The sequence below is a fragment of the Gymnodinialimonas sp. genome (genome assembly GCF_059726805.1).
The window spans coordinates 569,753-581,053 of sequence record NZ_AP041059.1; the positions used below are offsets into that span (position 1 = coordinate 569,753).

Below are 11,301 nucleotides of genomic sequence, written 5' to 3' on the forward strand. Positions count from 1 at the left end.
TGGTGCCGCGTGAAGGGGACGCACATGGCATCAGCTTACGACATTGTGGTGATCGGCGGCGGTAACGCTGCCCTGTGTGCCGCCATGACAGCAGCGGAAGCGGGCGCGAAAGTGCTGATCCTGGAGGCTGCGCCAAAGGCCTATCGTGGCGGAAACTCGCGCCACACCCGCAACTTTCGCTGCATGCACGCGGGCCCCCTTGGCCCCCTGATCGAGAGTTACAGCGAAGAGGAATACTTCGCTGATCTGATGAAGGTCACTGACGGCAAGACACACGAGGGGTTGGCGCGTCTGGCCATTCGCACCTCAGAGGAATGTCTGCCGTGGATGGAAGCGCGCGGCGTTCGGTTTCAGCCGTCACTGTCTGGCACCCTGTCGCTGGCGCGCACGAACGCCTTCTTTCTGGGCGGCGGCAAGGGGCTGGTGAACGCCTACTACCGGACCGCCGCCAAGCTTGGCATCGATGTGATTTATGAGGCCAAGGTCACCCATCTGGAGGTGGAGGACGACAAGGTTGTCTACCTCGATTACGAACTCGCCAGCGCCACCCATAGGCTAAAGCCGAAAGCCGTTGTCGTTGCCTCCGGCGGATTTCAGGCCGATACCGATTGGCTCGCGCGGGCATGGGGGCCCGCCGCCAAGAACTTCCTGATCCGTGGCACGCCCTACAATCGCGGCGTCGTCCTGGCCGATTTGCTTGACCAGGGCATCGAGCAGGTGGGCGACCCCACGCAATGCCACGCCGTGGCCATCGACGGGCGCGCGCCCAAGTACGACGGCGGCATCGTCACAAGGCTGGACTGCGTGCCCTTTTCCGTCGTGGTGAACAAGGACGCTCAGCGCTTTTATGACGAAGGCGAAGATGTCTGGCCAAAACGCTATGCGATCTGGGGCCGTCTGGTCGCCGCTCAGCCCGATCAAGTGGGTTACGCAATCATCGACGCCAAATCCTTGGATCTGTTCATGCCCTCAGTTTTCCCTCCGATCAAGGCGGATACGTTGGAGGAGTTGGCTGAAAAGATGGGCCTGCCCGCCGACAAGCTGCGCGCCACGGTCGACACCTTCAACGCCCATTGCGGCGACACAAGCGCGTTCCACCCGACGGAGTTGGACGGCGTCGCGACGCAGGGTTTGAGCCCGCCGAAGACAAACTGGGCGCGTCCGATCACGCAAGCGCCGTTCTACGGCTATTCCCTGCGCACGGGCGTCACCTTCACCTATCTGGGCCTGAAGGTTGACGACACGGCCCAATGCAGCATCGGCAACCGTCCCGTATCCAACCTGTGGGCCGCGGGCGAGACCATGGCAGGTTCCATCCTGGGCCAGGGCTACTTGGCCGGGTTTGGCATGACAATCGGTACGGTCTTTGGCCGCATCGCCGGGCAAGAGGCTGCAAAACATGCAAATTGACCTGATCCAAGAGGCGCGCCGCCAAGCCGAGATCTGCAACGCCTGTCGATATTGCGAGGGCTATTGCTCGGTCTTCCCGTCGCTTCACGATAACCGCGCATTCTCGGACGGGGACATCACGCAACTGGCCAATCTCTGCCACAACTGCCGGGGCTGCTACTACGCCTGCCAATACACGGCCCCACACGAGTTCGACCTCAACCTGCCTGCCGCCCTGGCCGAGGTGCGCCAGGACAGTTGGGCCGACTTCGCCTTTCCACGCGCTTTCGCGGGCGCGTTTCAAAAGAACGGCATGGCGATTGCGGCGCTGGCGACGCTCTGTTTCGCGCTGCTTTTCGTGCTGGCCAAATGGCTTGGCCAAGGGGTCGGAGCGGGCTTTTACGCCGTGATCTCCCATAACCTGATGGTCGCGATCTTCGCGCCTGCGTTCCTGTTGCCGATCGCCAGTATGGGCATCAGCCTGCGTCGCTACTGGGCGACGACAGGGGGCGACCGAGTCACCTGGGCGCAGATCGCCGATGCCCTCCGCTCTGCTGCGAACATGCGCAACCTCGCGGGCGGCCACGGTGAAGGGTGCAATTTCGAGGATGAAGACCGCTTCACGCAAGCCCGCCGGATCGCCCACCAACTGGTGCTACACGGTTTCCTTCTGTGCTTTGCGAGCACCTCGTCCAGCACCGTCATGCACTACGTGTTCGACATGCCCGCGCCCTATGGCTTCTGGTCGTTGCCGAAGCTTTTCGGCGTGCCGGGTGGCATATTGATGACCTTCGGCGCGGTCTGGCTTTTTGACCTGAAGCGCAAGGCGGACCCGGCGCTCGGCGCAAGATCGGCCCTGAGCGGGGAATTCGCCTTCATCGGTCTCTTGGGAATCGTCGGTTTCAGCGGGCTGGTTCTCTATGCCCTTGGCCAAACGACCCTGATGCCCGCGCTCCTGGCCCTCCACCTCGGTGCGGTTTTGGCCTTCTTCCTTTTGATGCCCTATACGAAGATGGCCCACGGGTTTTACCGGATGGCCGCCCTTGTGCGTGACGCCCAACGCAAAGGCGTCTAGGGGCTTCTGCGCACCTCAAAAGGCGCGACGGGCTGGCTTGTGGCCGACCTTTGCAGGATGGGCCGCTGGCTCGCCTTAGCCGTCACCCGCCTCTTCCAATTCCCGCGCACAAAGCAGGTAGTAGTTCCGGGTGGGTGCATTGACCGTCTGGTCCGCGATCTGGCGGAGGGCGTTGATTTTGACACCGCGCGCGCCGCTTAGCTCGGCATCCATCGAGATGAGGCGATCGGCCAATTCCATCGCCCATTGCAAGTCACCAGCCTCCAAAGCGGCTGTCGCTGCCTCCAGAACCGCTGCCGGGCCGCCAAGCAAAGCAACGAGTTTGCGGGCCTCTTGCTCCGGAGGAAGCTGGCCAAGACTGGTTGGGTTGCCGTCAAACCACCCCAGCGTCCCGGCGAAATAGGCGCGCGAGGCGTAGGCAATGCTGCCGTAGAATTCTTGCAGGTAGGGCTTGTCTGCCAAGCCCTCAGGCAGGGTCAGGTTGGCCGCTATGGTAACCGGGTCAAGGCCCGCATTCATGCCAGCAACCGTTTGCGTCACGACATGCCGGATTGCATCCCGGTAATCCGAAAGCGCGGTCTTGATCCTATCCGCCCCGATGATCGGGCTGGTATGGCCGGGCGCCAGAACCTCGGGCGCAAAGGCCATCAGTTGGTCCATCGTGTCAGCCCAGGCGTCGAAGTCGCGGTAGGGCGTTCCGCGAATGGCATAGAGGTTGGGGAAGGCGTGGTAGAAGTTGTCGCCGCTAAAGAGGACGCGATGGGCCGCAAGCCAGACCACCACATGATCAGGCGTCTCGCCCGGGGCTTTGGCCAGCTCAAGATCAAAGCCCTCGCGGGTCAATTGAGTGGTTTCGGCGATGCGCATTGTCGGCGCCATATAGCCCGCGCCCATGCCTTTCATGGGCCGGTCTCCGGGTCCCACGCCAAGGCTGACCCGCTCATCCCCCGGCAACGAAATGCCAAACTGGCGTTTCGTCCGCGCCATCAGGGCCGCGTTGGGGGCGGGGCGCGCATCATCGACGCCCACCAGGTCCGAGGTGAAGTTGTCTGCCGCGATAACTTCAACTTCCCTCCCCTCCGCAAACACGGTCGCGCCCGAGATGTGGTCGCGGTGCGAGTGGGTGTAGATGATCGTCGTGACAGGCAGATCACTGATCGCGCGGAAATCGGCCAGGATGTTCTCGGCCGCCTGCGTGGTTTCGGTGGTGTCGATGACGACCACACCGGTGTCGCCCACCAGAAAATGCACATTCGACGCGGCGTAGCCCACAGCCGAATAGACATTGGGTGCAAGTGTATGGATTTGCTTCACGAATTGCGCGTTCTGGGCGATCAAATCCGGATGGGCTGGCATGGTCGTCACTCCGATCAGGGGGCGGAAAGGTCTTCGGTTGCGGGGGGTGTGCTGAGCGCGGAGCGATCAAGATCTATGCCGGAATAACTGATCAGGTCTTTCACCGTCAGTTTCTCGTTTCGCATCTCGAATACCTCGATGTATTCGACCATCGTATTGGAATGCTCGCGCATCATGCCCTCGGCGCGGACCGCATCGCCCCGGCGGATGGCCTCGCAGATGACCCGATGTTGCGAATTGCCGATGCGCAGCCGAAACAGGCTCCGTTCGATCCCATCGTCCGTAGACAGAACATGTTGGTCAAACACCATGGAGCCCACTTCCAGCATCGGCAGATGGCTGATCTGATCGCAGGTGAAGCTGACGAATTCATTGCCGCAGCCTTCCAGGATCGTTCTGTGAAAGACCGCGTTCTGGTGTTGGAGCAATCGCAGAGAGGCGTCGTCCATCTTTCCAATCGAAATCAGCCGGTCAATTTCTTCGATGGCACCCTCAAGCGCGGGGATAAGGTTTTCGCGGTTGGGCGATTGCGCCATCAGCCGCGCGGCCAGGCTTTCGAGGTGCCCGCGCACCTGCACCGCGTTGAGCACATCGGTCACGGTCGGGTTCATCACGATGTAACCGCGCCCGTCGCCACGCCGGATCACGCCCTCGCGTTCCAACAAGCGCAGCGCCAGACGCACGGGCGTGCGCGAGACGTTGTGGGTCTTGCACAATTGCGCCTCTGACAGACGCTCACCCTCGCCGTAGGCGCCATCAATAATGTCGTTCCGAATTCGGACGGCCAGTTCTGTATCAATCGAGTCCATGCTGTCACTCAGTCAATTTGGGATCCCAAAGTCAAGTGTTTAGCGGCTCATTCCGGCCTTGAACCCACTTTTCCCTTGATTTGGGATCCTTAATTGCGCCTTAATACGTGAGAATCGAAGTGCCGGGCGGTTGTGATGGCTGCGGATGATCCATTTGGGATCCCAAGTCGCGTCGCACGCCCTGGCCAATCTGGGAGGATATCATGGGATTCACGCGTTTCACGACGTCGGCGGCCATCGCGCTGGGGCTGACATTTTCCGCTCAAACGATCAGCGCGGAAGAGTTGACCGTCGCCAGCTTCGTACCGCCACAGCACCACACCAATTCGGTGATGTTCGCCTGGCTCGCGGAAGAGCTTGAGGCCCGCTCGGGCGGTGATCTGACGTTGCAGGTCTTCCCTGCCGGACAACTCGGTGCGGGGCCTGTCCAACAATACCGCCGGGTTGTGGAAGGCGTGGCTGACATCACCTTCGGTGTCTCGGCCTATACGCCCACGATTTTCCCGCGCACGATGCTGGCGATCTTGCCGGGGGAGGCCGAAAGCTCGGCCGAGGCCACGCAGCGTATCCTGTCGATCTACGACGAATACCTCGCGCAGGAATATGAGGACGTGGTGATGCTGGGCCTGTCCACGGCGGCCGGTATCGGCATCGCGTCGACCCGTGACCTGTCCACGTTGGAGGGGTTCGAAGGGGCCAAGCTTGTGCCCTATGCCGCCCTGACAACACCCTTGATCGAAGCCGCAGGCGCGGTCCCGGTGCAGATGCCGGTGACGGAGATGTACACCGGCCTGTCCACGGGCACGATCGACGCGGCCTACGCCACCTACAACAACATGACGCCGCCCTGGAACTTCTGGGACGTGGCCGATTACTTCGTCGAGAACGTGCCGGTTCAGCACGCCGTCGTCTTCGTCTTGATGAACCGCGAGCGCTATGAGGGCCTGAGCGACGAGCATCGCGCGATCATTGACGAGCTGCGCGAGGAGGCGATCTCCATGCAGATTGCAGCCAGCTTTGACGGCGCGGACGAGCGCTCGCTTGCGATGATGCAGGATCGGTTGGGCGACGGCAGCTTTGAGGTGGTGCGCATGTCCGATGAGGAACGCGCCGCGCTGGAGGCCGCGATGGTGCCGGGGATGGAGGCGATCTTCGCCGACTATGAAGCCCGCGGCATCGACGATGCGCGCGCGATCTATGAGGCGCTGAACCAGTAGGCTCACCGGCCCGCCGGGGGCCTTCGGGCTCCCGGACACACACCAATTCTTTGGGAACATCGTCATGTCGCAAGGGCCAAACATCTGGCGTGCCATTGACCGCACCATGAAAGGCTTCGTGCTGATCGTGGGCGGGCTCGCCCTGGCCATGATGACGCTACTGAGCGTGGTCAATGTGCTGATCATGCGCAAGGCGCTGAACTCGCCGATCCAGGGCGCCGAAGACATCCTGATCCTCGCATTGGTATTCGTTGTTGCCGTGTCGATCCCCTTTGGCGCCCGCAACGGCGCGCATATCGAGATCGAGATGCTGGAGCCCTACATGTCGCCGCTGGTTTCCAGGCTTTCGTTGATCTTGGTGAAGATCTTCGGCTGCGGCCTGCTCGCCATCATGGCGTGGCGGCTTTGGGAGTCTGGTGCAAACGCCTCTCGGTTCGGCGAGACGACGCAGCAACTGCTGATCTCCTACGAGCCCTTCTACTACCTGCTGGCCGTGGCCATCGCGGCCTACGCCGTGATCCTCCTTCTGGAGGTCGCCTTGCTGATCACGGGGCGAGAGATTGATCGCCCGGGCACGGAAGGCGACGCGCCATGATGAGCATGACGGCGCTTGGCATACTGGGGCTTTTGGCGCTGCTGATCCTATTGCTGGCCCGGATGCCGGTGGCCATTTCCATGCTCAGCGTGGGGTTCATTGGCACCATCGCCGCCAATGCCAACCAGTTCCTGCTTCTTGGGATGGATGCCGATAGCGCGTGGTCGCGCGGGTTGCGCGTGGCCTATTCCAACCTGTCGGGGGAAACGTTTGAGGCCGCGTCGAACTACAACCTCCTCGTGATCCCGATGTTCGTTCTGATGGGCAGCCTTGCAGGCGTGTCCGGCATGTCGAACGATCTATTCGCTGCCGCGTACCGCTGGATGGGCCATATGCGCGGTGGGTTGGCGTCCGCCACCATCGCGGCCTGCGCAGGGTTTGCGGCGCTCTCCGGATCATCCCTTGCCAGCGCCGTCACCATGGGCCGCGTCGCGCTGCCCGAGATGAAGCGCTACAACTACTCCGACAGTCTCGCGACCGGGTCCGTGGCTGCGGGCGGGACGCTTGGCTTCCTCATCCCGCCGTCTGGCGGCATGATCATCTACGCCGTGCTGACCGAGCAATCCATTGGCCGCCTGTTCATGGCGGGCATCATTCCGGGCATTATCCTGACGCTGCTGTTCATCGGCGCGATCAACCTGACCGTGCTCCGCACCCCCGACGCAGGCCCCCGCGGCCCTCGCTCAGAACGGAAGGACCGGATTGCTTCCCTCTGCAACGCCGCGCCCATCCTGGGCGTTGTCCTTGTCACCATTGGCGGCATGTACACCGGCTTCTTCACGCCGGTGGAAGCCAGCGCCGTGGGGGCGTTCTTTACCTTCGTCATCGCGGTCTTCCGCCGCTCGCTGGATTTCCAGGCGGTGAAGACCGTCATCTCTCAAACCCTGAATGCCACCGCGACCGTGTTCCTGATCATCATCGGCGCGTTCGTCTTCATCCCGTTCATGTCGTTGACAGAAGTCCCCGCGCAGGCCGTCACACTTCTGACGTCGCTGCCCATCGGGGATGTGGGCGTCCTGCTGGTGATCATCGCCATCTACATCATCCTTGGCATGTTTCTGGAATCCATGGCGATGCTGGTGCTGACCATCCCGGTCGTGATCCCCATCGCAATCGGGTTGGAATGGGACCTGATCTGGTTCGGGATCATCGTGGTGATTGTGCTAGAGATGGGGATGATCTCTCCGCCCGTGGGCATCAACGTTTTCATCGTGAAATCCATTGCTCCCGACGTGCCGATGGCCCGTATCTTCAAGGGCATCTGGCCGTTCTGGTTCGCCATGGCTCTGATGATCGTCCTGCTCATCCTCTTCCCGCAACTCGCGCTTTTCCTGCCGCAGACTTTGGTCGGCGGATAGCAGCAGAAGGATTCATGTCATGGATACGAAAACCGAGATCAGAACGCTCCAACACTTCATCGGCGGCGATTGGGTCGATGCCGAGGGTGGCGACGTTTTCGACGTATTGAATCCGCTCGACGACAGCCTTTACGCCCAGGCGGCAAAAGGAACCGGCACCGACATGGCCCGCGCCGTGGCCGCCGCGAAAGATGCGTTTCCCGCTTACCGCGAAACCACACCATCCGAGCGCGAGCGGATGTTGCTGCGCGTCGCCGAGATCATGGAAGAGCGTAAGTCAGAGCTGATCGATTGCCTGATTGATGAGATCGGGTCCCCGATCCAGAAAGCAATGTTCGAGTTCACCAAAGGCCTGACGATGGTCCGCGCCGCAGCCGGCCTCTGCCGCAATGTGCGGGGCGAGACGATCCCGTCCGACAGGCCCGGCACCTTCTCCATGTCGATCCGGGACCCCCTTGGCGTTGTCGCCGTCATCACCCCGTTCAATGTGCCGCTGATCAAGACGACACGGTTGGTCGCCAACGCGCTCGCCGTGGGCAACACGGTCGTGCATCTTCCGTCCGAGCTGGCGCCGCACCTGACGGTGCTGTTTGCCGAGATCGTGGCCGAGGCCGGGTTCCCGGCGGGCAGCTACAACGTCGTCACCGGCATGGGCGCGGACATCGGGGACGATCTGACGGGCCACGGGGATGTGGATTTCGTGACGTTCACCGGTTCCACCGTCGTGGGGCAGCACATCAACGAGATCTGCGCCCGCAACAAAACCCCCAACACGTTGGAGTTGGGCGGCAAAAGCCCCACCGTGGTCCTTGCCGATGCCGATCTGGACAAGGTCATGCCCTTGGCGGCGCGCTCGATCTTCATGTTCGCGGGCCAGGCCTGTATAGGGTCCAGCCGCTTCTATGTGGAACGCCCGCTCTACGATGAATTCGTCAAGCGCTTCGCCATGATTGCCTCCAAGGTGGGCATGGGGGATCTGCGAGACCCCAACACCGTCATCGCGCCCATCATCTCGGACCGCCAGCGCGCCCGGGTGCGCGACCATATCGCCGATGCCGTCGCCAAAGGGGCGACGATTGCAGCGGGCGGCGCATGGGAGGGTCACCGCTGCCAGCCAACGCTGCTGACCGGCGTGACGGAAGACATGACGCTGTGCAGAAGCGAGACGTTCGGCCCCGTCACCTCCATCTACCCCATCGACAGTTACGAGGAGGGGTTGGAGAAGGCCAACGACAGCGAATACGGCCTGTCCTCGGCCATTTTCACCAAGAACATTGACCGTGCCTTCCACTTCGCCCGCAATATCGGCGCAGGCATGTGCCATATCAACGGCCCCACGATCCATGATGAAGCCCATGTGCCTTTCGGCGGCAACGGAGAGTCCGGCGTGGGCCGCGAGGGGACGGATGCGGATATGGAAGCCATGACAGAACTGAAATGGGTGACGGTGCAGCTATGACATTCACACTTTATCACCACGGGTCTTCTGTCTGCGCGGCAAAGGTTCGCTTTGCGATGGAGGAAAAGGGGCTGCCCTGGGACGGCGTCTATATCGACATCCTGGCCGGTGAACAGTTTGCGCCAGACTACCTGGCGCTGAACCCCAAGGGCGTTGTGCCAACGCTGGTACACGACGACACAATCATTCCCGACAGCACGGTCATCATCGAATACCTCGACCAGATCGCGCCCGAAACCAGCGTCCACCCCGCCGATCCGTGGGAACGCGCGCAGGTGCGCTATTGGACGAAGGCCGTGGACGAAGACCTGCACCCGGCCTGCGGCGCGGTCACGTTTGTCTGCTCGCACCGGCATACGGTTTTGAAGAACCTGGGCGAGGAGGGGCGGGACAAGTTCCTGGCCTCGACACCATCGATGTCGGTGACGTCCAACTGGAAAGACCTCAAGGACAGCTACACCCGCTACGGGTTTGACGCGCCGGGCGCGGCCGAGAAGGTGAAGCTTTACGATAGCTATCTGCAAAAGATGGAAACGGCGCTGGAGGGGCAGGACTGGCTTGTCGGCAACAGGTTCTCCATCGCGGACATCTCGCTGACGCCTTACGTCAACCGCCTTGCGATGATGTCGATGCGCGGGATGTGGGAGAACGGGCGTTTGCCCAACGTGGAACGCTGGTTCGCCGCGATCGAAGCGCGCCCGAACTTCAAGACGTGCCTGATCGACTGGGTGCCGGAAGACCTGACAAATGATCTGCGCGAAAACGGGGCCAAAAGCTGGCCCGAGGTCGCGAAGATCCTGGGAATTGAGACTTGAAATCAACCCATTGGCGGAAACGCAATGGGGAAAAGGGAGGAATGCAATGGGACGCCTAGAGGGAAAGACCGCCGTGATCACCGGGGCCGCACAGGGCATCGGCGCACTGATGGCGAAGGCCATGGCCGATCAGGGCGCGAAGGTTCTGGTGACCGACGTGCAGGATACGGCCAAGGCTGTGGCCGCCATCACGGATGCCGGTGGGACGGCGCAGGGCATGAAGGTGGATGTCACCGACAATGACGACCTCAACGCGATGGTCGAGACGGCCAAGGGCATGGGCGGCCTCGACATCATGGTCAACAACGCCTCCATTTTCGCGACGCTGACGCCGAAGCCCTTCTTCGAGATCAGCGATGAGGAATTCGAAACGATCATGCGGGTCAACGCCCGCGGTGTGCATCAGGTGATGAAGGCTATCGTGCCGACGATGCTGCAGGCGGGCGGCGGCAAGGTGATCAACATCGCCTCGGGCACGTTCTACTACGGACCGCCGGGCCTGTCCCACTACACCGCATCAAAAGGCGCCGTGATCGCCCTGACCCGTTGCCATGGGCGCGAGTTGGGTGAGAAGAACATCCAGGTCAACGCCATCGCGCCCGGGTTGACAGAAAGCGAAGGGCTTGCGGGGAACGCCGGGTTCGACATGGCGCGCGCGCCCACGGTCGCGTCGCGCTCCATCAAGCGCAAGATGCTGCCGGAGGACCTTTTGGGCACACTGATCTACCTCGCCTCCTCCGACAGCAATTTCGTCACCGGCCAGACGCTGAACGTCGACGGTGGCAAGGTGAATGTCTGAGGCCGCGGACATGGGCACGCAGTTCTCCTTCGTCCCTCAAGGCGGCACCGATTGCGATTGGTCCGCCGTGCCTCCCTTCGCCTTGGGGCTGCACCCTCATCGGACGGCCGCCGAGACCGTCCATGGGCAGGAGGGGGCCTGAACGTGGACCACATTTCCCGTGCAACCATCGCGACCCCGAAGGCCAGCAGCTACCTGCAGCAACTCTGCAAGCACCTCGGCCACAAGCTGGAAACCCAGGTCTCGCCGGACGCGGGGTCCATCGCGTTTGGCTTTGGTAGCGCTGAATTGCGGGCGCAGGACGGCGCGCTTCACATGACTGCAGAAGCCGGGAATGACGCCGATCTGGACAGGCTGCGCACCGTGCTGACCTCCCATCTGGAGCGGTTTGCTTTTCGCGAAGTGCTGTCCGTGGATTGGAAAGACTAA

General features: G+C 62.0%; 12 protein-coding genes. 10 read left to right on the plus strand and 2 right to left on the minus strand.

All coding sequences use genetic code 11. From position 1 onward, the window contains the following. Positions 1-24 precede the first annotated feature (24 nt). Positions 25-1,410, plus strand: coding sequence for an FAD-dependent tricarballylate dehydrogenase TcuA (gene tcuA, locus AC6I9R_RS02870; RefSeq protein ID WP_461429067.1), 1,386 nt, complete (start codon positions 25-27; stop codon positions 1,408-1,410). Further along, the gene (gene tcuB / locus AC6I9R_RS02875) at positions 1,400-2,464 is read left to right on the plus strand and encodes a tricarballylate utilization 4Fe-4S protein TcuB (RefSeq protein ID WP_461429068.1); all 1,065 of its coding nucleotides are present in this window, start codon (positions 1,400-1,402) and stop codon (positions 2,462-2,464) included. Before tcuA ends, tcuB begins: the two co-directional genes overlap by 11 nt. Positions 2,465-2,539: 75 nt before the next feature. Here tcuB and AC6I9R_RS02880 read toward each other — a convergent pair whose 3' ends face one another. After that, a complete protein-coding gene (locus AC6I9R_RS02880) occupies positions 2,540-3,820 on the minus strand; it encodes an alkyl sulfatase dimerization domain-containing protein (protein ID WP_461429069.1) in 1,281 nt (426 codons plus the stop codon). A gap of 14 nt (positions 3,821-3,834) precedes the next feature. Next, positions 3,835-4,629: a GntR family transcriptional regulator gene (locus AC6I9R_RS02885; RefSeq protein ID WP_461429070.1), complete on the minus strand. Its 795-nt coding sequence runs from the start codon at positions 4,627-4,629 to the stop codon at positions 3,835-3,837. A 203-nt stretch (positions 4,630-4,832) separates the two neighbouring features. Between AC6I9R_RS02885 and AC6I9R_RS02890 the strand changes: the two genes are divergently transcribed. From AC6I9R_RS02890 to AC6I9R_RS02925, 8 genes are all read left to right on the plus strand, one after another. After that, positions 4,833-5,846, plus strand: a complete 1,014-nt coding sequence (locus tag AC6I9R_RS02890; protein WP_461429071.1) for a TRAP transporter substrate-binding protein — start codon at positions 4,833-4,835, stop codon at positions 5,844-5,846. Positions 5,847-5,952: 106 nt separating this feature from the next. Next, positions 5,953-6,441 (plus strand): TRAP transporter small permease, encoded by a 489-nt coding sequence (locus AC6I9R_RS02895; protein ID WP_497863058.1) that lies wholly within the window; start codon positions 5,953-5,955, stop codon positions 6,439-6,441. Then, the gene (locus AC6I9R_RS02900) at positions 6,438-7,799 is read left to right on the plus strand and encodes a TRAP transporter large permease (protein WP_461429073.1); all 1,362 of its coding nucleotides are present in this window, start codon (positions 6,438-6,440) and stop codon (positions 7,797-7,799) included. The genes AC6I9R_RS02895 and AC6I9R_RS02900 overlap by 4 nt, the downstream gene beginning before the upstream one ends. A gap of 19 nt (positions 7,800-7,818) precedes the next feature. Next, positions 7,819-9,258, plus strand: a complete 1,440-nt coding sequence (locus AC6I9R_RS02905; RefSeq protein WP_461429074.1) for an aldehyde dehydrogenase family protein — start codon at positions 7,819-7,821, stop codon at positions 9,256-9,258. After that, positions 9,255-10,073, plus strand: a complete 819-nt coding sequence (locus AC6I9R_RS02910) for a glutathione S-transferase family protein (protein WP_461429075.1) — start codon at positions 9,255-9,257, stop codon at positions 10,071-10,073. The genes AC6I9R_RS02905 and AC6I9R_RS02910 overlap by 4 nt, the downstream gene beginning before the upstream one ends. A gap of 46 nt (positions 10,074-10,119) precedes the next feature. After that, positions 10,120-10,872, plus strand: a complete 753-nt coding sequence (locus AC6I9R_RS02915) for an SDR family NAD(P)-dependent oxidoreductase (RefSeq protein WP_461429076.1) — start codon at positions 10,120-10,122, stop codon at positions 10,870-10,872. Then, entirely contained in the window at positions 10,865-11,014 is a 150-nt protein-coding gene (locus AC6I9R_RS02920) for a hypothetical protein (protein ID WP_461429077.1), read from the plus strand. The genes AC6I9R_RS02915 and AC6I9R_RS02920 overlap by 8 nt, the downstream gene beginning before the upstream one ends. Positions 11,015-11,016: 2 nt before the next feature. Further along, positions 11,017-11,301, plus strand: coding sequence for a DUF2218 domain-containing protein (locus AC6I9R_RS02925; protein WP_461429078.1), 285 nt, complete (start codon positions 11,017-11,019; stop codon positions 11,299-11,301).